Source organism: Roseicyclus sp. (genome assembly GCF_965662675.1).
Lineage (GTDB): Bacteria > Pseudomonadota > Alphaproteobacteria > Rhodobacterales > Rhodobacteraceae > Roseicyclus.
Genome location: NZ_CBFIIK010000010.1, coordinates 1 through 24070 on the forward strand (window position 1 = coordinate 1; position 24070 = coordinate 24070).

General features: G+C 61.7%; 28 protein-coding genes. 1 reads left to right on the forward strand and 27 read right to left on the reverse strand.

All coding sequences use genetic code 11. The annotated features are described in order from the left end of the window. From ACTG4J_RS03505 to ACTG4J_RS03625, 25 genes are all read right to left on the reverse strand, one after another. On the reverse strand, positions 1-316 hold a 316-nt coding region (locus ACTG4J_RS03505; RefSeq protein ID WP_439137155.1), incomplete at its 3' end, for an MBL fold metallo-hydrolase. Then, a complete protein-coding gene (locus ACTG4J_RS03510) occupies positions 313-1092 on the reverse strand; it encodes a type III pantothenate kinase (protein WP_439137157.1) in 780 nt (259 codons plus the stop codon). The genes ACTG4J_RS03505 and ACTG4J_RS03510, both read right to left, overlap by 4 nt. Before the next feature lie 11 nt (positions 1093-1103). Then, a complete protein-coding gene (locus tag ACTG4J_RS03515) occupies positions 1104-1853 on the reverse strand; it encodes a biotin--[acetyl-CoA-carboxylase] ligase (RefSeq protein ID WP_439137227.1) in 750 nt (249 codons plus the stop codon). Position 1854: 1 nt separating this feature from the next. Further along, complete coding sequence (gene nuoN, locus ACTG4J_RS03520) at positions 1855-3303, reverse strand: NADH-quinone oxidoreductase subunit NuoN (RefSeq protein WP_439137159.1); 1449 nt, start codon at positions 3301-3303, stop codon at positions 1855-1857. Positions 3304-3312: 9 nt separating this feature from the next. Further along, a complete protein-coding gene (locus ACTG4J_RS03525; RefSeq protein ID WP_439137161.1) occupies positions 3313-4857 on the reverse strand; it encodes an NADH-quinone oxidoreductase subunit M in 1545 nt (514 codons plus the stop codon). Positions 4858-4867: 10 nt separating this feature from the next. Continuing rightward, the gene (gene nuoL, locus ACTG4J_RS03530; RefSeq protein WP_439137163.1) at positions 4868-6967 is read right to left on the reverse strand and encodes an NADH-quinone oxidoreductase subunit L; all 2100 of its coding nucleotides are present in this window, start codon (positions 6965-6967) and stop codon (positions 4868-4870) included. A gap of 5 nt (positions 6968-6972) precedes the next feature. After that, positions 6973-7281, reverse strand: a complete 309-nt coding sequence (gene nuoK, locus ACTG4J_RS03535; RefSeq protein WP_213684490.1) for an NADH-quinone oxidoreductase subunit NuoK — start codon at positions 7279-7281, stop codon at positions 6973-6975. Between the two features lie 104 nt (positions 7282-7385). Further along, a complete protein-coding gene (locus ACTG4J_RS03540) occupies positions 7386-7994 on the reverse strand; it encodes an NADH-quinone oxidoreductase subunit J (protein ID WP_439137228.1) in 609 nt (202 codons plus the stop codon). Positions 7995-8001: 7 nt separating this feature from the next. Beyond that, a complete protein-coding gene (locus tag ACTG4J_RS03545; protein WP_439137166.1) occupies positions 8002-8418 on the reverse strand; it encodes a carboxymuconolactone decarboxylase family protein in 417 nt (138 codons plus the stop codon). Then, positions 8415-8909, reverse strand: coding sequence for an NADH-quinone oxidoreductase subunit NuoI (nuoI, locus tag ACTG4J_RS03550; protein ID WP_213684492.1), 495 nt, complete (start codon positions 8907-8909; stop codon positions 8415-8417). The genes ACTG4J_RS03545 and nuoI overlap by 4 nt, the downstream gene beginning before the upstream one ends. Position 8910: 1 nt before the next feature. Then, entirely contained in the window at positions 8911-9948 is a 1038-nt protein-coding gene (gene nuoH, locus ACTG4J_RS03555) for an NADH-quinone oxidoreductase subunit NuoH (RefSeq protein WP_439137167.1), read from the reverse strand. Positions 9949-9957: 9 nt separating this feature from the next. Next, the gene (locus tag ACTG4J_RS03560; RefSeq protein ID WP_439137229.1) at positions 9958-10317 is read right to left on the reverse strand and encodes a hypothetical protein; all 360 of its coding nucleotides are present in this window, start codon (positions 10315-10317) and stop codon (positions 9958-9960) included. A 47-nt stretch (positions 10318-10364) separates the two neighbouring features. Then, entirely contained in the window at positions 10365-12386 is a 2022-nt protein-coding gene (nuoG, locus tag ACTG4J_RS03565) for an NADH-quinone oxidoreductase subunit NuoG (protein WP_439137168.1), read from the reverse strand. 82 nt (positions 12387-12468) lie between these two features. Continuing rightward, the gene (locus tag ACTG4J_RS03570) at positions 12469-12903 is read right to left on the reverse strand and encodes a DUF5333 domain-containing protein (RefSeq protein ID WP_439137170.1); all 435 of its coding nucleotides are present in this window, start codon (positions 12901-12903) and stop codon (positions 12469-12471) included. A 118-nt stretch (positions 12904-13021) separates the two neighbouring features. Then, positions 13022-13276, reverse strand: coding sequence for a hypothetical protein (locus tag ACTG4J_RS03575; RefSeq protein WP_439137171.1), 255 nt, complete (start codon positions 13274-13276; stop codon positions 13022-13024). Positions 13277-13438: 162 nt separating this feature from the next. Continuing rightward, a complete protein-coding gene (locus tag ACTG4J_RS03580) occupies positions 13439-13819 on the reverse strand; it encodes a hypothetical protein (RefSeq protein WP_439137172.1) in 381 nt (126 codons plus the stop codon). Positions 13820-13841: 22 nt separating this feature from the next. Further along, positions 13842-15137, reverse strand: coding sequence for an NADH-quinone oxidoreductase subunit NuoF (nuoF, locus tag ACTG4J_RS03585; RefSeq protein ID WP_439137174.1), 1296 nt, complete (start codon positions 15135-15137; stop codon positions 13842-13844). Between the two features lie 54 nt (positions 15138-15191). After that, complete coding sequence (locus ACTG4J_RS03590) at positions 15192-15437, reverse strand: DUF5337 domain-containing protein (RefSeq protein WP_439137176.1); 246 nt, start codon at positions 15435-15437, stop codon at positions 15192-15194. Positions 15438-15550: 113 nt separating this feature from the next. Then, positions 15551-16216, reverse strand: coding sequence for an NADH:ubiquinone oxidoreductase (locus ACTG4J_RS03595; protein WP_439137177.1), 666 nt, complete (start codon positions 16214-16216; stop codon positions 15551-15553). Between the two features lie 70 nt (positions 16217-16286). After that, the gene (locus ACTG4J_RS03600; protein ID WP_439137179.1) at positions 16287-16538 is read right to left on the reverse strand and encodes a hypothetical protein; all 252 of its coding nucleotides are present in this window, start codon (positions 16536-16538) and stop codon (positions 16287-16289) included. 92 nt (positions 16539-16630) lie between these two features. Further along, entirely contained in the window at positions 16631-17746 is a 1116-nt protein-coding gene (locus ACTG4J_RS03605) for an NADH-quinone oxidoreductase subunit E (RefSeq protein ID WP_439137180.1), read from the reverse strand. 97 nt (positions 17747-17843) lie between these two features. Continuing rightward, positions 17844-19067 carry an NADH-quinone oxidoreductase subunit D gene (locus ACTG4J_RS03610; protein ID WP_439137182.1) on the reverse strand — a complete coding sequence of 408 codons (1224 nt, stop codon included), beginning with the start codon at positions 19065-19067 and terminating at the stop codon, positions 17844-17846. Then, a complete protein-coding gene (locus ACTG4J_RS03615; RefSeq protein ID WP_439137184.1) occupies positions 19064-19681 on the reverse strand; it encodes an NADH-quinone oxidoreductase subunit C in 618 nt (205 codons plus the stop codon). Before ACTG4J_RS03615 ends, ACTG4J_RS03610 begins: the two co-directional genes overlap by 4 nt. A 28-nt stretch (positions 19682-19709) precedes the next feature. Further along, positions 19710-20234, reverse strand: a complete 525-nt coding sequence (locus ACTG4J_RS03620; protein ID WP_439137230.1) for a NuoB/complex I 20 kDa subunit family protein — start codon at positions 20232-20234, stop codon at positions 19710-19712. Continuing rightward, a complete protein-coding gene (locus ACTG4J_RS03625) occupies positions 20234-20599 on the reverse strand; it encodes an NADH-quinone oxidoreductase subunit A (RefSeq protein ID WP_439137186.1) in 366 nt (121 codons plus the stop codon). The genes ACTG4J_RS03620 and ACTG4J_RS03625 overlap by 1 nt, the downstream gene beginning before the upstream one ends. A 208-nt stretch (positions 20600-20807) precedes the next feature. Here ACTG4J_RS03625 and ACTG4J_RS03630 point away from each other — a divergent pair, with 208 nt between their 5' ends. Next, positions 20808-21395, forward strand: coding sequence for a hypothetical protein (locus tag ACTG4J_RS03630; RefSeq protein WP_439137188.1), 588 nt, complete (start codon positions 20808-20810; stop codon positions 21393-21395). A gap of 7 nt (positions 21396-21402) precedes the next feature. Here ACTG4J_RS03630 and ACTG4J_RS03635 read toward each other — a convergent pair whose 3' ends face one another. After that, complete coding sequence (locus ACTG4J_RS03635; protein ID WP_439137190.1) at positions 21403-22950, reverse strand: AMP-binding protein; 1548 nt, start codon at positions 22948-22950, stop codon at positions 21403-21405. A 78-nt stretch (positions 22951-23028) separates the two neighbouring features. Next, positions 23029-24006, reverse strand: coding sequence for an NADPH:quinone reductase (locus ACTG4J_RS03640; RefSeq protein ID WP_439137192.1), 978 nt, complete (start codon positions 24004-24006; stop codon positions 23029-23031). Between the last annotated feature and the right edge of the window lie 64 nt (positions 24007-24070).

Consider the following 24070-nt stretch of genomic DNA (forward strand, 5'->3'; position numbering starts at 1 on the left):
GGATGGCCGTGAAGGCGCGGCAATGGATCGGTGCGCGCAGCCGCGACCACAGGTGGCCTACGGCACCCACATGATCCTCATGGGCATGGGTGATGAAGATCGCATCGATGCGGTCGCGCCGTGCCTCGAGCCAGCCGATATCGGGCAAGATCAGATCGACACCGGGCTGGCCGTCCATATCGGGAAAGCCCACGCCCAGATCGACCACGATCAGCCGTTCCTTGTCGACGGGCCCGTAGCCATAGACGTAGCAATTCACGCCGATCTCCCCCGCGCCGCCGAGGGGGAGGTAGATCAGCCGGTTCCGGTCTGTCATATGCTGCCTTGGTCCTTATTATACTGGTGGATGACCGTCAGGCCATGCATGGTCAAATCATCTTCGATCTGGTCAAATAGCACATCACCTTGTGAGAACAACGAGGCAAGACCGCCCGTTCCTATGATGCGCATGGGCCGATCGAGTTCGCCGCGGATACGATCGCAGATGCCGCGTACAAGGCCCACATACCCCCAAAACACACCCGACTGCATGCAGGCAACCGTATTCGTGCCGATCACGCGCTGCGGCTTGGTGACATCGACGTGCGGAAGGGCGGCGGCAGCGCGATGCAGCGCCTCGAGGCTCAGGTTCACACCCGGCGCAATGACGCCGCCGATATAGGCCCCGTCATGGGCCACAACGTCGAATGTGGTCGCGGTGCCGAAATCGACCACGATCAGATCGCCGCCATGGCGTTGAAAGGCGCCGGCGGTATTGACCAGACGATCAGGCCCAACCTGCGCGCCCGCATCTACGCGCGGCGGGTGCGGCAACAGGCATTCAGGCTTGCCCACCACCAGCGGGCGGCAATCGAAATAGCGGTCGCAGAGCACCCGCAGGTTAAAGACAACCCGCGGCACGGTCGAGGAAAGGATCACCTCGGTGATCGCAATCTCGATCTTGTGATGCCCCATCAGGGTCGAGAACCAGACGTAGTATTGATCTGCGGTGCGCTGGTGATCGGTCGCGGTGCGTAGCGTGCACAAGAACCGCGCGCCGTCCCAAACGCTAAAGACCGTATTCGTATTGCCGCAATCGATGCAGAGAAGCATGCCGCCCCCCATCAGAAGAAAATATCGGCCGCCGCGATATGCTGACGCCCTTTGGCTGTTTCCAACACGAGTTGCCCCTCCATGTCCATGTCCACGAAGGTGCCGGTGACCTGCTCGCGCATCGTGCGCGCGGTGATGGCCTGACCGATGCGCGCGGCATTTTGCAGCCATGCGGTGCGGATCGGGCCAAAGCCATAGGTTGCGAACTGGCCCTCCCAGTGGGCAAAGCTTTGCGCGAGATGGGTCAGGAAATCCTCGGGCGTTACCAAGACCCCGCCTTCCCCTGTCAGGCTGACCGGGGCAACTGCGCCCTGCTCCAGCGTTGCGGGATCGGGGGTGGCAGCCAGATTGACGCCGATCCCGATGATCAGGCTATCGACACGACCGCCCTTCCCGGTGCTTTCCAACAAGATGCCTGCGATCTTGCCGCCGTTCAAAAGCACATCATTGGGCCATTTGAGCGCCAACCCCTCGGGCCGTCCGGTCACCGCGATCAGCGCATCGCGCAGCGCCAATGCAGCGACGAAAGACCGAAGTGCCGCCTGTGCAGGGGTCCCATCGGGGCGCATGACAAGGGAGGCCGCGAAATTGCCCTTCGGCATGGCCCAAGCCCGGCCGCGCCGCCCGCGCCCGGCGGTCTGTTCATGGGCCAAGATCCATGTGGGCGCGCGCAAGGACGGGGCCTGCCGTGCGGCCTCAAGCATGGTGCTGTCGGTCGTGGGCAGGATCAGCCGATCCAGCCCCACGGGCCAATCTGCCAATTCAGCGGACAAGCGTTTGGGCCGCCTGTGCTGCCATGCCTTCAAGCCCGAGCAGATTGACACCGGGCAGCCATGCCAGCGCGATCAGCGCGGCCATCGCCATCAGACCGACATATTGGACAGGGCCCATCCGCCCATCGAGACCTTCGCGGTTCTCGCCGAAATAGATCAGATAGACGATGCGCAGGTAGTAATAGGCCCCGATGACCGAGGCGATCACACCCGCAATGGCGAGCCAGGCCATGCCCGCATCGACCGCCGCTAAAAGCACCGCATATTTGCCGAAGAAACCGACCATCGGCGGCACGCCCGCAAGGCTGAACATCAAGATCAACAGCGCCAGCGCCTTGGTGCCGTCGCGCGTGGCGAAACTCGACAGCGCGCTGATCTCGGTCACGGGGCGGCCATCTTTTTCCATGCTCAATATAAAGGCAAAGGTGCCGATATTCATCGTCACATAGATCGCCATGTAGATCAGCATGGCGGTCACACCTTGCTCGGTGCCCGATGCCAAGCCCATCAGCGCAAAGCCCATATGACTGATCGAGGAATAGGCCATGAGGCGCTTGATGTCGGTCTGCCCGATCGCGGCGATCGCACCCAGGAACATGGAGAAGACGGCAAGAAAGGCTACGATCTGCTGCCAATCGCCCACCGCCCCGCCGAAGGCGTCGTAGACCACGCGCGCAAACAGCGCCATCGCCGCAACCTTGGGCGCGGTGGCGAAAAGTGCGGTGATCGGCGTGGGTGCGCCTTCATAGACATCGGGTGTCCACATGTGGAAGGGCGCGGCCGACACCTTGAAGGCCAGACCCGCCATCACGAAAACCAGACCGAAGAGCAGGCCCAAGGGCATCTCGCCCGCCGTGGCGGTCTCGATGATGCCCGAGAACAGCGTGGTGCCTGCATAGCCATAGGTCAGCGACGCGCCATAAAGCAAAAGCCCCGAAGAGAGCGCGCCGAGGATGAAATATTTCAGCCCCGCTTCCGTCGATCGCACGCTGTCACGGCGCAAGGATGCAATGACGTAAAGCGCCAGCGACTGAAGCTCGAGCCCCATGTAGAGCGCGATCAGGTCACCGGCCGAGACCATCATCATCATGCCCACGACCGACAGCGTAACCAGCACCGGGTATTCGAAGCGCAAGATATCGGCCTTTTGCATGTAATCGCGCCCGATCAGCAGGACGGCCGCGGCCGAGAGCAAAATGGTGATCTTGGCGAAACGCGCGAATGCGTCATCGACGAACATGCCACCAAAGGCCACACGCGTACCATCCGCCGTGATGCCGATGTAAAGAGCCATCACGACAAAGACCAACGCCGTGCCGGTGGTCAGCGATGCGGCCATGCCATCCTTCGAGGTATAGACCGCCGCCATCAGCGCGATCATCGCGAAAAGCGACAAGATGATCTCGGGGATCAGAAGGATGAGATCTGCGCCGATCATCGGGTCACCTCAGTTATTGGCCGCGACCATCGCGTCGGCAGCATGGGCCGTAAGCGCGATGTCGTAGGTGGAAACAAGCGCCTCGACCGAGGGGCCGATCATATCGGTCACAAGGCTGGGATAGACGCCCAGAAGCAGTGTCATGACGACAAGCGGCGCAAAGATCGCCCGCTCGCGCCGATCCATGTCGGTGATGGATTTCAGGCTTTCCTTGATCAGATCGCCAAACACGACCCGGCGGTAAAGCCACAGTGCATAGCCCGCCGACAAGATCACGCCCGTCGCCGCCAGCAGGCCGACCCATGTGTTGACTTGGAACACACCGATCAGCGTCAGGAATTCACCCACAAAGCCACTGGTGCCCGGCAGGCCCACATTGGCCATGGTGAACAGCATGAAGATCGCCGCATAGGCCGGCATCCGCACCACAAGCCCGCCATAGGCGTCGATATCGCGGGTATGCATCCGGTCGTAGATCACGCCAACGCAGAGAAACAGCGCGCCCGAGATGAAGCCGTGGCTGATCATCTGGAAAATCGCGCCATCCACGCCCTGCTGGTTGGCCGCGAAAATACCCATGGTGACAAAGCCCATATGCGCGACGGATGAATAGGCGATCAGCTTTTTCATGTCCTCCTGCACCATCGCCACGAGCGAGGTGTAGATGATCGCGATGACCGAGAGCCATAGCACCAGCGGCGCCATGATGTCGGAGGCGACCGGGAACATCGGCAACGAGAAGCGCAAGAAGCCGTAGCCGCCCATCTTCAAGAGGATCGCGGCCAGTACGACCGAGCCCGCGGTCGGCGCCTGAACGTGGGCGTCGGGCAACCATGTGTGCACCGGCCACATCGGCATCTTGACCGCGAAGCTGGCGAAGAAGGCGAGCCACAAGAGCATCTGCATGCCGCCCGCGATCTGCCACCCCATCAGGCTGATCGGGCCTGCATCGAAATCATGCGCCAAAAGCGCCACGATATCGGTCGTGCCTGCATCGACATACATCGCGATCATCGCGACCAGCATCAGGACCGAGCCGAGGAAGGTGTAGAGGAAGAACTTGAAGGCGGCATAGATGCGATCCTTGCCGCCCCAGATGCCGATGATCAGGAACATCGGGATCAGGCCCGCCTCGAAGAACAGGTAGAACAGCACGAGATCCAGCGCCACGAACACGCCGATCATCAGCGTTTCCAGCACCAAAAGCGCAATCATGTATTCCTTGACGCGGGTGCTGACACCCCAGCACGACGCGATGGTGATCGGCATCAGGAAGGTGGTCAGCAGCACGAAAAGCACGCTGATCCCGTCGACGCCCAGCTTATAGGTCAGCCCAAACAGCCATGTCGTTTCCTCGACCAACTGAAAGCCCGTGTCATTGGGGTCGAACTCCACCAACAGCGCAAGCGAGATGAGGAAGGTCGCGCCGGTCGCGGCCAAGGCCAGACGCTTGGCATTGAGCTGTGCCGCCGCATCATCGCCGCGCAAAAAGACGGCCAAGATGATCGCCGCGATCAGCGGCAAGAAGGTGACGATGGAAAGCAGATTGTCCATGAATCGTCTCTCAGCCTCCGGCGCGCAGGCTCACCCAAGTGATGAGGAGGACGATCCCCAACACCATGGCGAAGGCATAGGTAAAGATATAGCCGGATTGCGCCCGGCCCGCGAGGCGGGTGATGAAGGGAATGACCCCCATGGCCAGCCCATTGATCCCGCCGTCGATGACAGCGCCGTCACCACGCTTCCACAAAAAGCGGCCAAGCCATTGGGCAGGACGCATGAACAGGAAGTCGTAGATCTCGTCGAAATACCATTTGTTCAAAAGGAACAGGTAGAGATAGCGCTGGTTCTCGGCCAAGCGGCGCGGCAACGACGGGTTGACGATGTAGAACCAATAGGCGGTCACAAAGCCAAGGATCATTGCGAAGAACGGGCTCCACTTGACCCATTTGGGCACTTCATGGGCTTCGTTCAGGATGTTGTTGTCGGGTGCGGCGTGGATCGCCCCCTCGCCCGGTGCGCCGATCAGGTTATAATGGGCATAGGCCGCTTTGCCTTCGGGCTTGGCCTCGCCATGCGCCGCGTCACTTGCGCCATGCGCGGCGTCATCGGCATGTTCCTCGACCGCGTAGGGCACGCCGAAGAAGCGGCCGACCTCATCGGTCTTGCCGAAGAAGGAATTGTACCAGACCACGCCCGAGAATACGGCACCCACCGCCAGAACACCCAAGGGCACCAGCATGGTCCAAGGGCTTTCATGGGCATGATCATGGGTGTGCTTGTTGCCGCGCGCCTCGCCGAAGAAGGTGAGGAACATCAGCCGCCAGCTATAAAAGCTGGTGAACACAGCCGCCACGATCAGCGCCCAAAAGGCATATTGGCCAAGCTGCCCGCCGAAGGCATAGGCGCTTTCAACCACCGCATCCTTGGAGAAGAAGCCCGCGAACCCGAAATAGGTGGTGGGAATGCCCACGCCCGTGATGGCAAGCGTGCCGATCATCATCGCGGCGAAGGTATAGGGGATCTTCTTCCGCAAACCGCCGTAATTGCGCATGTCCTGCTCGTGATGCATCGCATGGATGACCGAGCCCGCGCCCAGAAACAGCATCGCCTTGAAAAACGCGTGGGTGAACAGGTGGAACATCGCCACCGAATAGACGCCGACGCCCGCAGCCACGAACATGTAGCCCAGCTGCGAACAGGTCGAATAGGCGATCACGCGCTTGATGTCGTTTTGCACCAAACCGACGGTCGCGGCGAAAAACGCGGTCGCCGCCCCCAGCACGATGATGAAGTTCGTGGCAAAAGGGGCGTATTCCATCAAGGGCGACATGCGGCAGACAAGAAAGACGCCCGCGGTCACCATAGTCGCGGCGTGGATCAGCGCCGACACCGGCGTCGGCCCCTCCATCGCGTCGGGCAACCATGTGTGCAGGATCAATTGGGCGGATTTGCCCATCGCGCCGATGAACAGCAGCATCGCGATGGTATTGGCCGCGTTCAACTCCATCCCGAGGAAGCTGATCGTCATTTGGCCAAGTTCCGCCCCCATCGGCAAGATCACGTCGAACTGGATCGAATCCGTCAGCCAGAACAGCGCGAAGATGCCCAAAAGAAAGCCGAAATCGCCGACCCGATTGACGATGAAGGCCTTCATCGCGGCGGCCCCCGCCGATGGCTTGCGGTAATAGAAGCCGATCAGAAGATACGAGGCGACACCCACCCCTTCCCAGCCGAAGAACAGCTGCAACAGGTTGTCGGCGGTCACCAGCATCAGCATGGCAAAGGTGAAGAACGACAGGTAGGCGAAGAACCGCGGCCGATAGCTTTCGCCCTCTTTGAAGTTCTCGTCATGGGCCATGTAGCCGAAGGAATACAGATGCACGAGCGCCGAGACCGAGGTGATCACGATCAGCATGATAGCGGTCAGCCGGTCGATGCGGATCGCCCAATCGGTAAACAGCGTGCCCGACTCGATCCATGTGAACAGGCTGTGGGTATAAGTCGTCCCGTCGAAGCTCAGGAAGATCACCCACGACAAAAGACATGAGAGAAACAGCATCCCGGTCGCAGCGATCTGTGCGCCGGTCTCGCCGATGAAACGCCAGCCGAAGCCTGCGATGAGCGCACCAAGAAGCGGGGCGAAAAGGAGGATCGTTTCCATATGCCTCAGCCCTTCATATTCGAGACGTCTTCGACCGCGATGGTGCCGCGGTTACGGAAGAAGCACACTAAGATCGCCAGCCCGATCGCGGCCTCTGCGGCCGCGACGGTCAGCACGAAGAGCGTAAAGACCTGCCCCGTCAGATCGCCCAGGAATGCCGAAAAGGCGACAAGGTTGATGTTGACCGAAAGCAGAACCAATTCGATCGACATCAAGATGACGATCACATTCTTGCGGTTGAGGAAAATGCCGAAGATGCCGATCACGAACAACGCGGCGGCAACCGTCAGGTAATGTTCAAGTCCGATCGTCATCTTGCCCCTCCGCAAGGCACATGGGCCCCGCTTCGTCTTTCATCCGTCGCCGCGTTGGAACGCGGGTTTATTCGATCATTCTTTCGAATAACCGGGCGCGCGGCTTATAGTCCCTGCCCCGGTTTCACATCTTTCAATTCCAAAGCCTTGGCCGGATCGCGCATCATTTGGGCGACCACGTTCTGGCGCTTTACATCCGTCCGGTGGCGCAAGGTCAGCACGATCGCCCCCACCATCGCGACCAACAAGATCAGCCCCGAAAGTTGGAACAGCAAAATATAGCGGTCATAAAGGATCAGCCCCAAGGCTTGGGTGTTATGTGCTTGCTCCAATGGCGGGATCGGATTGCCAAGGCGGGTATCGACGCCGTCCGAGAACTCCCAAACGCCAAAGGCCAGCCCCAGCTGCATCAGCAACACGACCCCGATCAAGGCCCCCAAGGGCAGGTAGCGCGCCATCTCTGCCTTGAGAGCGGCAAAATCGATGTCGAGCATCATCACCACGAACAAGAACAACACCGCAACCGCGCCGACATAAACGATGATCAGGAGCATCGCGACGAATTCCGCCCCGATCAGCACGAAAAGCCCTGCCGCCGACAAGAAAGCCAAGATCAACCACAGCACCGAATGCACCGGGTTGCGTGCCATCACGGTCAGCAAGCCGCCGGTCAGCAGCGAAATCGCAAAAAGGTAAAAGGTGAAATCGCCCATACTCATGTCAACCCGACTCCTTGGCGTCCAGCACCTCTGCCGCCAATTCCATGGCCTTGTTCATCGCCGGCACGCCGCCGAAAAGTGCGCCGATCCCGATGGTTTCGGCGACCTCCTGCTTGGTGGCCCCCGCTTCGATGGCGTGGCGCACGGTCAACCGGATCTGCCCTTCAGCCAGCGCGCCTTGGATTGTCAGCCCCAAAAGGGTGAGCAAGAGCCGGGTCTTGGCATCAAGCCCCGTCGGATTGAATTGCTTGCCGAAAAACGCCTCGAGCATCTCGGCGGGCACGGTCGGCCACAGCTTATCCATCTGCGCCGGGTTGAAGCCGCCCATGCCGGACCCAAGTGTCTTGGTCCACGCATCGGTCATCTCCTGTGCTTGGCGCATCATCGCCTCGAAGGGGTTTTGGGGGGTATCGCTCATCTGTAGGGTGCATCCAGTTCGAGATTGCGTGCAATCGCCGCTTCCCAGCGCGCGCCATTGTCCAGAAGCTTTTCCTTGTCGTAGTAAAGCTCTTCGCGCGTTTCGGTGGCGAATTCGAAATTCGGCCCCTCGACGATGGCATCGACCGGGCAGGCCTCTTGGCAAAAGCCGCAATAGATACACTTGGTCATGTCGATGTCGTAACGCGTGGTGCGGCGCGAGCCGTCCTCGCGCGGTTCGGCATCTATGGTGATCGCCTGCGCGGGGCAAATCGCCTCGCAAAGCTTGCAAGCGATGCAGCGTTCTTCGCCATTGGGATAGCGGCGCAGCGCATGTTCGCCACGGAAGCGGGGCGAAAGCGGCCCTTTCTCATGGGGGTAATTGACCGTCACCTTTGGCGCGAAGAAATATTTCAGCCCCAACCGCATGCCGGCCCAAATGTCCCCGAGCAAGAAATACTTGGTCGCGCGGTTCCAATCGATCTGCGTCATCTCAGCCCCCCACTGCCCAGCGGGCATAGGCCCCGCCGAAAACTTCGAATTTCGCCATGAAGGCCACGAAGACGACCCAGCCCAAGCTGAAGGGCAAGAAGACCTTCCAGCCAAGCCGCATCAGCTGATCATAGCGGTAGCGCGGCACGATGGCCTTCACCATGGCGAAGAGGAAGAAGAAGAACGCCATCTTGGCCACCATCCACAACGGGCTGTCGGGGATGAAGGGGATGGGGCTGAGCCAGCCGCCGAAAAACAGCAGCGTCATCAGCGCGCACATCAGGAAGATGGCGATGTATTCGCCCGCCATGAACAACAAGAACGGCGTCGAGGAATATTCGACCTGATAGCCCGCCACCAATTCCGATTCCGCTTCCGGTAGGTCAAAGGGCGGGCGGTTGGTTTCGGCCAGCGCGCTGATGAAGAACAAGAACACCATCGGCAGATGCGGGAGCCAATACCAGCCGAAAAGCCCGTAATCGGTATCCTGCGCGGCCACGATCGCGCCAAAATTCAGCGATCCGGTCGAGATGATCACCCCGATGATGATCAGACCGATCGAGACCTCATAGGAAATCATCTGCGCGGCCGAGCGCAGCGATCCGAGGAAGGGGTATTTCGAATTCGACGCCCAGCCGCCCATGATCACGCCGTAAACCTCGAGCGAGGACATGGCGAAGACATAAAGGATGGCCACGTTGATATCGGCCAGCACCCAAGTCTCGTTGAAGGGGATCACGGCCCATGCAAGGATCGCCAACACAAAGCTTGTCATCGGTGCCAGCAAGAACACGGGGCGATCCGCACCAGCGGGGATCACCACCTCCTTGACCACATATTTGAGCGCGTCCGCTACCGTCTGAAGCAGGCCGAAAACGCCCACGACATTGGGACCGCGCCGCATCATCACGGCGGCCCAGATCTTGCGGTCGCCATAGACGAGGAACAAAAGGCTCACCATGACGAAACCGATCACAAGCAAGCTCTGCGCCGCCATGATCGCCATCAGGCCCAAAGTGGTCGAAAAAAAGCCGTCCATGGGTCGTTCCTAAACCGTCGGTATCCCCTGTTCGGCGCACGCGGCCGCCACAACTTCGGCGTCGAGTGTCTGCAACCCCCGCGGGAGCGCCGGCGAGATGGTGTAAACCGCATCTCCGATCCAAACACCACCCTGTTCGCGCACATTTGTGCGGACATGTCGCGCAAAACCGAAACCACGGATAAGGGCGTATTGCGCAGCAGCGCAGCGAGCGTAAGCGTCCACTTCGTCGCGGGTCGCCGCGCCGCGCAGCTGAACCTGGAAATTTACCAAATCATCGTCGAGCAATCTTGTCTCCACACCTTCGTAGCGCAGGGCTTCGCGCGGCGTCGGCACCTCGTTCGTCGCGGCGCAGGCGGCCAAGAAAATGACCGCCACACAGGATAAGATCGCACCATGCACCACCGGCACGGCCCTCACTCCGCTGCGATCGCTGTCTTTTCGCGGGCTTTCGCATTGGCGGACAACTCCGCCATCAGCGTCGAGGCGCGCGCGATAGGGTTGGTCAAGAAATGATCGCGCACCGCGTTCACGAAGCTGGCCACGCCAAGCTTGCCCAAAGGAAGTGCCGCGCCGCTGTTCGTCGCCACCTCGTCGATCATCGCCAGATGCGGCACCACGGCGATCAGCGCTTGGCGCAGTTCGGCCAAACTGTTCCAAGGCTGAACAGCACCGATCTCGCCCGATAGGGCGCGCAAGATCGCCCAGTTCTCTTTTGCCTCGCCCGGCGGAAAGCCTGCGCGCAGCGCCAGTTGCGGACGACCTTCGGTATTGACGAAAAGCCCCTGTTCCTCGGTCCACGCGGCCGAAGGCAAGATCAGATCGGCACGATGGGCACCGCGGTCACCATGGCTGCCTTGGTAGATGACGAATGGCCCGGCATCGATATCGACCTCGTCGGCGCCGAGGTTATAGATCACATCCGCGCCCGTGACCGTGTCGGCAAGCCCGCCCTCGCTCACCGCGCCCACATCCATCGCGCCAACGCGTGCCGCGGCCGTGTGCAAGATCAAAAGACCAGAGCCGGATTCGGATGCGATCTGCATCGCATGGGCCAACACCGCTTCGCCATCAGCCTCGCGCAGCGCGCCTTGGCCGAGGATGACGATACTTTCGACATCAGCCGATGTGGTATGCGCGATGCCGATCTGGCCAGCAAGCGCCGCCCGGTCGGTGCCGAGATGCGTGACAGGATAGGTCAGATCGACCGCCTCGCCGATCAACGACACCTGCGCGCCGCGCGTCCATGCCTTGCGGATGCGCGCGTTCAACACGGGGGCCTCGGCGCGAGGGTTTGTGCCGATCAACAGGATCGCCTTTGCGCTGTCGATATCCTCGATCGTCGCGGTACCGACATAGGCCGCGCGGTTGCCGGCGGGCAGCTTTGCGCCATCCACGCGGCATTCGATCGAACCACCCTGCCCCTCGACCAGTTGTTTAAGCGCAAAGATGGCTTCGACCGGGGCCAGATCGCCCACCAAACCGGCCAGCTTCTTGGCGCCCTTCATCTTGGCGGCGGCCAAGCCCAGCGCCTCGGGCCAGCTTGCCGCGCGCAGCTTGCCGTTTTCGCGGATATAGGGGCGGTCAAGGCGCTGACGGCGCAGCCCGTCCCAGACATAGCGGGATTTGTCCGACAGCCATTCCTCATTCACGCCATCATGGTTGCGCGGCAACAGGCGCATGACTTCGCGCCCCTTGGTGTCGATGCGGATATTGCTGCCCAGCGCATCCATGACATCGATGGATTCGGTCTTGGTCAGCTCCCACGGGCGGGCGGTAAAGGCATAGGGTTTCGAGGTCAGCGCGCCCACGGGACAGAGATCAACGATATTGCCCTGCAACTCAGACACCAGCGAGGCACCCAGATAGCTGGTGATCTCGCTATCTTCGCCACGGCCCGTCTGGCCCATCTCGGGCATCCCGCCCACCTCGGTGATGAAGCGCACGCAGCGGGTGCAGGAAATGCAGCGCGTCATCTCGGTCTTCACCAAGGGGCCGAGGTCGAGATTGTCAGACGCCCGCTTGGGTTCGCGGTAGCGCGAGAAATCGACGCCGTAAGCCATGGCTTGGTCTTGCAGATCGCATTCGCCACCCTGATCGCAGATCGGGCAATCCAGCGGATGGTTGATCAGGAGGAACTCCATCACACCCTCGCGGGCCTTTTTCACCATGGGCGAGTTGGTCTTGATCACCGGGGGCTGACCCTCGGGGCCGGGGCGCAGATCGCGCACCTGCATCGCGCAAGAGGCGGCGGGCTTGGGCGGGCCGCCCACAACCTCGACCAGACACATCCGGCAGTTGCCCGCGATCGAGAGCCGTTCGTGATAACAAAACCGCGGTATTTCGATCCCGGCCTGTTCGCAGGCTTGGATCAAGGTCATGGCCGGATCGACGGCAATCTCTTGGCCGTCGATGATGATCGTGCGCAGGTCGCTCATGGGGTGCGTTCCTTCCTCGGCGCGGGCGATGAAGGGGAGCGGTCCGGCACCCCCACCCGACGCAGTCGCGGTTCGCAGCCTTTTAGCCCCCGCGAAGCAGTCTGCCAATGGGCGATCCGGATGCGATTTCGTCGCGCCCCACGCGACAGGCCCCGGCGACATCTTCGGACTGCATCACACCGCGGGCCGCGAAATAATCGCGCGCCAACGCGATATAGCGATCTTGCTCGGTATCATCTTCGACATAGGCGGTCACCTCTGCCCGGCTGAAGCCGAGCGACATGGCATGAGTGGCCAATCCCAGCAGGAAAACATTGGCCGCAAGATCGCGCCGCGCCAGATCGGGACAGGTCCGTTCGATATGACGGCCCACGGTGATCGCCAAAAGACCTTGATGCAAACGCGGGTCATTGCGCAGCGCGTCAAAGCGATCAGCGCGCGCACTGCCCACGACCGTCAAAAGCCCCGTCGCCGCCATCAACAGCGACATCGTCAGAATCTTTGCATAGCTGCCCATCGGCCGATCACCTTTTTGCACGCATCCAACATCGCACAAATGGGGATTTCCGAGAAGGTTATGCAATAACAGCGGGCAAACGCCACGCTTGATCGGCATGGCCCTGCCGATGGCGCGCCTAGATGCGGACGCCCCAGAAGGCGACGATCAGCCAAATCAGCCCGACGATCAGCACGACGGACAAGATCGCATATACCGCCGCTTCCATCCGCTCGGGTGTGTTCAGCGCGATGGCCACACCAGATGCCATCATGGCCCCGATCACGATCCCCAAGATCGAGCCACCAATGCCCCAATTATAGCCGAGGATCATGCCTGCAACACAGCAGGTCAGATAAATGGAGGCCAGCCCATACCAAAACAAACGCACCATGAAATGCCGCCCTTACGCTACCTCAACACAGCCCGCTCTGCCGGGGCTTTGGTCTTTTGATTCAAATGATACGAAAGATCGTCCATTGCCGCAATGCAATCGCTGCGGGGGCGCGTCAGCCCTGTGGCAGCTTTGCCGCGCAGTCATGCGATGAGACAGCGTTCAACGCGCGCTGCAACGGCCAGCGATCATGGGTTCACCCGCGTCATTGCGTGTCACGAACCAATCGCCGGTGGCAGAATCAATGACCCAATCGACCGAGGATGCACCGGTGCGTTCGATGCAATGGCGGGTGGCGACAAAGCGCGCACTTTCGCGAGCATCGGCAAGCGACACACCGGGCGCGCGCACCAATATCGTGAAATCCCGCCACGTCTCGCCGGTGCTGAGCCGCGCATCATAAGGCAAACCCGCGCCACGCGGGCCGCGGTCGAACTCGCCACCACAAGCGGCCAGCAGCGCCACAATCCCGAAGCCAGAGATCAAGCAAGCAAGTCGGCGCGCACCGAAGCGCCCCTCAGATCCGGCGATTATGCGTACCATGCGCCCTTGCCCTTCCATGCGGTTATTCCGCCGCGATCCCCGCGACACCCCCGCGCTTGACGCGGATGCGGTCCTCGATCTCGTGGCGGAAATGGCGGATCAGCCCTTGGATCGGCCATGCCGCCGCATCGCCCAGCGCACAAATCGTGTGGCCTTCGACCTGCTTGGTGACATCAAGCAGCATGTCGATCTCGGCCACATCTGCCTCACCCTTCACCAAGCGCTCCATCACCCGCATCATCCAGCCCGTGCCTTCGCGGCAAGGCGTGCATTGGCCACAGCTTTCATGTTTGTAGAACTTGGACAGCCGCCAGATCGCTTTGACCATATCGGTGGATTGATCCATCACGATCACCGCCGCCGTCCCGAGGCCCGAGCGCTGTTCGCGCAGCCAATCGAAATCCATGATCGCGCCTTCGCGCATCACCTCACCGGGCAGGACCGGCACGGATGACCCGCCCGGGATCACTGCCTTGAGATTATCCCAGCCACCGCGAATCCCGCCGCAATGGCGCTCGATCAACTCGTCGAAGGGGATGCTCATCTCCTCTTCGACGACGCAGGGTTTGTTCACATGGCCCGAGATGGCGAAAAGCTTGGTGCCGGCATTGTTCGGACGCCCAAAGCCCGCGAACCATTCCGCGCCACGGCGTAGAATGGTGGGCGCGACAGCAATCGATTCGACATTGTTGACCGTGGTCGGGCAGCCATAAAGCCCCGCGCCCGCCGGAAAGGGCGGCTTCATCCGCGGCATGCCCTTGCGCCCCTCAAGGGATTCGAGCAGCGCAGTTTCCTCGCCACAGATATAGGCCCCTGCCCCGTGATGCAGGTAAAGATCGAAATCCCAGCCCGATTTGGCGGCGTTCTTGCCCAAAAGCCCCGCCGCATAGCATTCGTCGATGGCCGCCTGTAGCGCCTCGCGCTCGCGGATGTATTCGCCGCGGATATAGATGTAGCAGGCGTGCGCCTGCATCGCGAAGCTGGCGATCAGGCACCCCTCGATCAGCGTGTGCGGATCGTTGCGCATGATTTCGCGGTCTTTGCAGGTGCCGGGCTCGGACTCGTCGGCATTCACCACCAGATAGCTGGGCCGGCCATCCGATTCCTTTGGCATGAAGGACCATTTCAGACCCGTCGGGAACCCGGCCCCGCCGCGCCCGCGCAGACCGCTGGCCTTCATGATCTCGACGATCTTGTCGCGACCAAGGGCGATGATGTCCTTGGTCCCATCCCAATGCCCACGCGCCATCGCGCCTTTCAGGCTGCGATCATGCATGCCGTAGATATTGGTAAAGATCCGGTCCTTGTCCTGCAGCATCTTGGCTCTCTCACGTCGTTGTCGGCCCGGATCTGACGGGCCTGTCTGTTCGTGTCAGCGATTCATGCGCTCGGCGCGGCGCGCTTTCCACACCCAATAAGTCACAATCAAGGCCCAGACCAGTGCGGCAATCGCCGCAAGGTCGAACAGAAAGGCCAAGCGGACAGGCAGGCCCAATTGACCTCCCAGAAAACTGGCTCCCATCCAAAGGATCATCGTCAACGCCATCACGATCGCCGCGATGCGGATCTGGCCGCGGTAGCGGCGCTCGGCCTCGGTGTCTTCTGGTGATCTGGGCATGTATCTCGGTTCTTTGCGCGAGTGCGGTGTCTTTGCAGCTTGCAAGGGTAGCGCGCTGCGCGGGCCGGCCGCGCAGCGATGGGGCCTTGATGGTGTACGTGCCTTGGCCTGTCTCAGCCTGCGTTTGCAAGCGCTTGGGCTTGCGCGACCCAGTCATCGCGGACGACACGGCCCTTGAACCCTTCAAGGTTTTGATCGACCCATGCGATTTCCTCATCCGTCCATTTGGCGATTTGGTCGAAATGGAAAAAACCCAAGCTATTGCAAAGCTTCTCAAGCTTGGGGCCAATCCCCTTGATGCGCTTCAGGTCATCGGGGCGGTTGTCACGCGCAGCCGACAAGGCGGCGGGCCGCTTGCCCGGACCTGCGGCGGCCGCAGGGGCCGGCGCTGTCGCAGACGCGGGTGGCGCGGCGGCCACCTTTGGTTTTGCAGCGGGAGGCGCCGGTTTTGACGGGGCTGCAGCCACGGGCGCAGCGACTGGTGCTGATGCTGATGCTGGCGCCGATTTGGGGGCGGGTGCGGCAGAGCCGGGCTTGGTGACGCCCATCGTCGGGTTCTTGCCTGCGCTGCCCGGCACCTGTGGGCCGGGGAGAGGGTTCAAGAACAAGACGGACAGCACGATGCCGAGGCCCAGGAAAATAACCGCCGCAGCGAAAAGCGCCTGCATCACGCTCCAATCGCCCACCATCATCAAAACGGCCATCGAGACAAACCCGATTGCCGAGGCGATCCCCCATACGATCAGCAGATTGATCCATCCGCCAGATGTCGAATTCATGTCAATTCCCCCGTTCGTTTTTTACGCGATTGCATATTTCTAACGCGGGAAAATCGGTTTGTCTTGTATTTCAGGACACAGTGTCGCGGCCCTGTGCTTTGGCTGCACGCGCCGCGATCACCGCGTCGAAATCAGTGGCAAAGGCGATTTGGCCGAGCCATCCGCTAACCGCCACGGTACCAAGCCCGGCAAAGGCGCCAACCGCGACCCAAAGACCCAAAAAGCCCACTGCGAAAAGTGCGACCGTCAGGCCGAGGATCGCAGCAACGGTCCAAACGACCATGATGGCGACGATACGCTTACCGCTTGTAAATTCCGACATGACGACTGCTCCATTTCTTCGTGAAAGCGGCAAGCTAGCCAGCCATGCCCCCCTGACCAGTCACAATGACCGCGACATATTGGCCACCAAGGCTAGCCCCGTGCCGCAGCCAGTGTGGCGGCTTGTGTGATCCAGTCGTCACGCTCGATGCGGCCCTTGAATTTCAGCCGTGCATCGACCCATGCGACCTCGGCCGGTGTCCAAGCCGCGATCTGGTCGAAATGCCAAAAACCCATCTCGTTGAGCAGCGCCGCGAGCTTGGGGCCGACGCCCGAGATCTTCTTGAGATCATCGGCGGCGCCGCCGCGCGGGGCGGATAGCTGGGCGGGGGCCGCTTCCGCGACCGTGGCAGGTGCCGCGCCCTTGTCGGCCTTTTTCGCGGCGGCGGGTGTCGCGGGCTTGGCCGGGGCCGGAGGAGCGGCCTTGCGGGCACGCGCCGGGGTCGGGCGGGCCTTTTCGGCCGCAGGCCGTGGCGGCGCGAGTGCGGTGTCACCCCCCGATTGGCGGCCCCAAGGCGCCAGAAGCGGCACCTCGGTCCCATCGATGCGCTTGATCGTATCGCCGATATCGGTAGCCAGACGCGCCGATGCGTTGAGCGTATCGCGGCCCGCGACATGATCGGTCAGCGTGCTGGGTCCGCCCAAGGGCTCGGCGGCATAGCGGCCATTCTGGGGGCCGGGCGTGGGCACGCGGCCCGCTGCCATCTCGTCGATGATCGTGGCCAGTTTCTCGGCCGTCAGATCCTCATAGTAATCCTTGCCGATCTGGGCCATCGGCGCGTTGGCGCATGCGCCCAAGCATTCCACCTCTTCCCAGCTGAACTTGCCATCGGCCGAGAGTTGATGAGCCTTCGGCGCGATCTTTTCGCGGCAGACCGCGATCAGATCCTCGGCGCCGCAGATCATGCACGAGAGCGTGCCGCAGATCTGGATATGCGCGACCGCGCCCACGGGCTGAAGCTGGAACATGAAGTAGAAGGTCGCGACCTCGAGCGCGCGGATATGCGCAAGCCCCAGCATGTCGGCCACGCATTCGATTGCCGGACGGGTCAGCCAACCCTCCTGCTCCTGCGCGCGCCACAAAAGCGGGATGATCGCGCTGGCCTGCCGCCCCTCGGGGTATTTGGTGATCTGCGCCTGAGCCCAAGCAAGGTTCTCGGGCGTGAAGGCGAAGCTGGCAGGCTGGTCGGGATGAAGGCGGCGGAGCATGTGGTCGTCTATCCTGGCTTGATCGTCCGGTGGCGGGTCGGAAAGGGCGGCGGCCTCCGGCGGGGATATTTATGAAACGAAGAAGCGATGGCGGCGATTAGCGGTCCACCTCGCCGAAGACGATGTCGAGGGAACCCAAGATCGCCGAGACATCGGCCAGCTGGTGGCCGCGGCAGAGGTAATCCATCGCTTGCAGATGCGCGAAACCCGGCGCGCGGAGCTTCGCGCGGTAGGGTTTGTTTGTGCCATCGGCCACGAGATAGACGCCGAACTCACCCTTGGGCGCCTCGACCGCGGCGTAGATTTCGCCCGCGGGCACATGGAAGCCTTCGGTGTAGAGTTTGAAGTGGTGGATGAGCGCCTCCATCGAGGTCTTCATCTCGGCGCGCTTGGGCGGGCTGATCTTGCCGCGGGTCATCACCGGGCCTTGGTTCTCGGGCAGGCGCAGCTTTGCACAGGCTTGCTTGATGATGGAGGTCGACTCGCGCATTTCGGCCATGCGGCACAAGTAGCGATCGTAGCAATCGCCATTGGTGCCGACGGGAATCTGGAACTCGAACTCATCGTAGCATTCATAGGGCTGGGCGCGGCGCAGATCCCATGCAAACCCCGAGCCGCGCACCATCACGCCCGAGAAACCCCACTCCAGAATGTCGTCTTCGGTCACCACGCCGATATCGACGTTGCGCTGTTTGAAAATGCGGTTCTCGGTCAGGAGCGTGTCGATATCGGCCAGCGCCTTGGGGAATTCATCGGCCCAAGCATCGATATCGTCAATCAGCGCGGGCGGCAGATCCTGATGCACGCCGCCGGGGCGGAAATAGGCGGCATGGAGGCGCGCCCCGCAGGCGCGTTCATAGAAGATCATCAGCTTTTCACGCTCTTCGAAGCCCCACAAGGGCGGCGTCAATGCGCCGACATCGAGGGCCTGCGTCGTGACGTTCAGCAGGTGGTTGAGGATGCGCCCGATCTCGCAATAGAGTACCCGGATGAGTTGCGCGCGGCGGGGCACAGGCGTGTTCGTCAGCTTTTCGATTGCCAGAACCCAGGCATGTTCCTGGTTCATCGTGCCGACATAATCGAGCCGGTCGAAATAGGGGAGGTTCTGCAGATATGTGCGGCTTTCCATCAGCTTTTCGGTGCCGCGGTGAAGCAGGCCGATATGCGGGTCACAGCGTTCGCAGATCTCGCCGTCAAGTTCCAACACAAGGCGCAGCACACCATGTGCAGCCGGATGCTGGGGGCCGAAATTGATGTTGAAATTGCGGATTTTCTGCTCGCCCGTCTGGGCGTCTTGGAATCCCTTGGCGCCGTCCATCATTTCGCCGCCTCCTTGGCCTTTTCATCGCCGGGCAAGATGTAATCGGCCCCTTCCCATGGCGACATGAAATCGAACTGCCGATATTCCTGCACCAGCTTGACCGGCTCGTAGACCACGCGCTTGCGCTCTTCGTCATAGCGCACTTCGGTGTAGCCCGAGGTGGGAAAGTCCTTGCGCAGGGGATGGCCGCGGAACCCGTAATCGGTCAGGATACGCCGCAGGTCTGCATGGCCCGTGAACATGATGCCGAACATGTCGAAGACTTCGCGCTCGTACCAGCCAGCGCCGGGATGCACCCCGGTGATCGAGGGCAGCATCTCATCCTCGCGCAGCGCGCATTTCACGCGGATGCGATGGTTTTGATACATGCTCAGGAAATGCCAAACCACCTCGAAGCGGCGCTCGCGGGTGGGCCAGTCGACGGCGGTGATGTCGATCAGCGTCGAGAATTTGCAGCTTTGATCGGCTTTCAGCCACTCGATGAAATCCAAGGCGGCGGCAGCGGTGATGTCGACCGTCAATTCGCCATGATCGGACACGGTGGTGGCGATCACGGCATCGCGCTGCTTTTCCGCGATATGGGCGGCCAGTTCATTCAGGGCATCACGGCTCATCTGTCGTCTCCTTCGCGCAAGCGCCAGCTTACCGCGTGATGGTGCCTGTGCGGCGGATCTTTCGCTGCAACTGGAGGATACCGTAAAGAAGCGCCTCGGCGGTCGGCGGGCAGCCCGGCACGTAGATATCGACCGGCACGATCCGGTCACAGCCGCGCACCACGGAATAGCTGTAGTGATAGTAGCCCCCGCCATTGGCGCAAGACCCCATCGAGATGACATAGCGCGGCTCGGGCATCTGGTCGTAGACCTTGCGTAGCGCCGGCGCCATCTTGTTGGTCAAGGTGCCCGCCACGATCATCACATCGGATTGGCGCGGAGAGGCGCGCGGCGCGATCCCGAAGCGTTCCGCGTCATAACGCGGCATGGAGGTGTGCATCATCTCGACCGCGCAGCAGGCGAGACCGAAGGTCATCCAGTGCAGCGAACCCGTGCGCGCCCAATTGATGATGTCCTCGGTCGAGGTGACGAGGAACCCTTTGTCCTGCAGATCGCGGTTCAACGCGGCGGTCGTGACTTCAAGATCGGGGCCGGCTGTATTGGTGCCTGTCATCACTCCCATTCCAGCGCCCCCTTCTTCCACTCATATGCAAAGCCGATCGTCAGCACGCCCAAGAAAACCATCATCGACCAAAAGGCCAGATCGCTCAGACCCGGAAAGGCCACCGCCCATGGAAACAGGAACGCGATCTCGAGGTCGAAGATGATGAACAGGATCGACACGAGGTAGAAGCGCACGTCGAATTTCATCCGCGCGTCATCGAAGGCGTTGAACCCGCATTCATAGGCCGACAGCTTCTCGGGATCGGGGTTCTTCACCGCGACGACAAATGCGGCAAGGATCAAGACAAGGCCCAGCCCGATGGCAAGGGCCAGGAAAATCAGGATCGGGGCGTAATCTGACATGAGCGCGGTCATGGGTATCCCTTGGCTCGTCCCTGGGGTGATCTGTGACGCAGGCGAGATACCCCGCCGGTCCGGTCGCTTGTGGGTTGATTTACGCCGCGCGCGGCAAGGGGTCAACGGGGCGAGGTGCGGCAAAACGGGGTGGCGGGCGATCTTTGATGGACGCCGCGCTACGTCTGATATAGATGACATTGTAAATCAATTTCGCGAAAGTCCTCCCATGCTGATCCGCCGTCCTTTTGTACTTGCCCTCGCCGTCGCGCTTGGCGCGGGTCTTGCGCTTTTGTGGCAGGGCGGGGCGCTGGCGCAAATGGCGGGCCACGGGCATGGCATGCATCAGCATGGGGCGGGCGGCATGATGGGCCATGATATGGCCAATATGCCAGGTCTGCGCGGCCTCGATGCCACGGATCAGGAAACTGCCGAACTGGCTGTGATGTTTCAGAACTTCACCACGATCAGCCGGACGGTCGAAAATCTGCCCGACGGGATCCGCACGGTTACGGGATCAAGCGACCCGGCGGTGATGGATGCGCTGATTGCCCATGTGGCGGGCATGATCGCGCGCGTCGAACAGGGGCGCGATCCACAGATCTTCATCCAAAGCCCCACGCTCGATATCTTCTTTGCGCGCGGCGATCGGCTCGACACCGTGATCGACTATACCGATGCGGAAATTATCGTGACCCAAACCAGCACCGACCCCACATTGGTCGCAGCCCTGCATGCCCATGCCGCCGAGGTCAGCGCAATGGCGGATCGCGGCATGGCAGCGGTGCATGAGATGATGATGGCCACCCGCCCCTAAGACCCTCCTAAAGCACCGCGCGCAATTCGCGGCGCAGGATCTTGCCCGAGGCGCTTTTCGGCACGCTCTCGACAAAGCGATATTCGGCCGGATGTTTGTAACTGGCCAAGCATGCGGCGACATGGGCGCGCAACACCGCGGCATCAAGCGTGGCACCCGCAGCGGCGACGACGAATGCGACCGGCACCTCGCCCGCCTCTTCGTCGGGGCGCCCGATCACGGCGGCATCGGCAATGGCGGGATGGCTGCACAGCGCCGCCTCGACCTCGGCGGGGGCAACTTGGAAGCCCTTGACCTTGATCAGCTCCTTCAAGCGGTCGCGGATGAACATGAACCCATCCGCGTCGATGATCGCGAGATCGCCGGTCCGCAACCAGCCATCTTGGGTCAAGGTCTCGGCGGTTGCGTCGGGGTTGTTCAGATAGCCCTTCATCACCTGTGGGCCGCGAATCCAAAGCTCGCCCTCCGTGTCGGGGGGCAGATCGCGCAGATCGGACGGATCGACGATCCGGCAGTCGGTCAGCGGCACGGCCTGCCCGCTGGAGCCATGGCGAATATGTCCGGCCACCGTCATATGCGAGATCGGGCTCAACTCGGTCATGCCATAACCCTGCACCGCGCGCGCGCCGAAACGTGCGGCGATGGCCTTCTCGGTCTCTGCGCCCAAGGGGGCCGCACCCGAGAAAATCTCGACCACGCTCGAGACATCATGTTGATCGACAAGCGGATGCTTGGCCAAGGCAAGCGCCACGGGCGGCACGATATAAAGCCGCGTCGCACGATGGGTTTCGATCAGGCGCAAGAACATCTCCAGATCGAAGCGCGGCATCGTCACCAGCTGCGCACCTTGCTGCAAGAACAGGTTCATCAACACCGTCATCCCGTAAATGTGAAAGAACGGCAAAAACGCGATGGCGACATCTTGCGGCGTCACGCCCGATACGGCCCCCGATTGGGTCACATTGGCCACGAGGTTGCGATGGGTGAGCATCACACCCTTGGGCCGGCCCGTCGTCCCCGATGAATAGGGCAAGACGACAACATGCGTTTCGGGGTCGATCGGCGCCTGCTCACGCATCGGCTGGCCCATCATATCCTCGAGCGACAGCCCCGATTGCGCCCCGATCACCACGATATCGCGCACGGCCGTGCCTTCCGCGGCCTTGCGCGCGATCTCGGCAAAGGCGGGTATCGTCACCAGCATCACCGCCGCTGCATCGTTGAGCTGGTAGTGAATTTCAGGCGCGGTATAGCTGGGGTTGATGGTCGTCACCGTGCCCCCGCCCCAGGCCACACCGTGAAACACGACCGGGTAGTCGGGCATGTTCGGCGCCAAGATCGCGACCGTGCCGCCGGGTAGAACCCCACGCTCGGTCAACCCGCCAGCCAGCCGTTCTATGCGCTCGATCATCTGGCCAGCCGTCATTACCTGACCACTCGGCCCATCGATGATGGCCGTTTCGTCGCGCCGCCCGACCCGACCTTCCATCAGCTTTTGGGTGATCGACACCGCGTCGATCACCACCGCGGCATGCCGATTTGGATAGCCAGTCATCTGATCCCTCCCCTTCACGCGGCAAGACCTTCGGGGCCCTGCGCGCCTCCCGGACGGCACGCTAACACGGCGGCGGGGTCAGATGTCCAGCACAACCGTCCCCAATTTTTCGCCTGCCGCGACCAACTGATGGGCATGCGCGCAATCGGCAAGCCCGCCACCGGGCACAACGGCATGGTCGAGCACACCCGCCTCCAACCACCGCGTCACCTGCACCTCGCCCGCCCGCCGCATCGCACCGGCAAGCTGGTAAACGATCAGCATATGCAGCCGCGTGTTGCGGAACATGAAGGGATAGAAATCCAACGTCGGCGACATATCCGCGGCACTGGCATAAGCCGCGATCGTGCCGCCGGGCTTGATCAAGGCCAGATTGGCAGCTTGATTGGCGCCGAAATCGACATCCACGATCCGGTCGACACCCGCCCCACCGGTCATCTCGCGCACCGCCTCGGCGACATCGGTATCACGATAATTCACCCATTCCTGCGCGGTTGAATGCGCCGCCTTGCTCGCCGATGAAACGGTGGCGATCACCCGCGCGCCGGCGGCCCGCGCCATCTGCACCGCGTAGCGCCCCACACTGCCCGCCCCGCCCGTCACAAGAACGGTCTGACCCGCGACAGGCCCATCGCCCATCACCGCATACCATGCGGTCATCGCCGGAATGCCAAAACACGCCCCTTCGGCGAAAGTCGTCGCATCGGGCAGGCGCACCGCCTGTTCGGCGGGCAAGGCCACATGGCTTGCAGCCGTGCCCAAGGCCCGCTGCCAGCCCGCGTTCCAAACCCAGACCCGCTCACCGATCCGGGCCGGATCGACACCGGCACCGACCGCTTCGATGACACCAGCGCCATCGGAATGGGGCACGACACGCGGATAGACCATCATGGCGCCCACCCGCGCACCAGCGCGCAGCTTCACATCGGACGGGTTCACGCCAGATGCCTTGAGCGCGACCAAAACCTCGCCCGGCCCCGCCTGCGGCGTCGCCATCTCACCCAGTTGCAGCACATCATGCGCCGCACCGAAGTCTTCATACCAAACAGCCTGCATCTCACCCTCTTCGCTTCTTCGTTTCATAAATATCCCGGGGGAGACGCGGCCCAAAGCCGCGGCG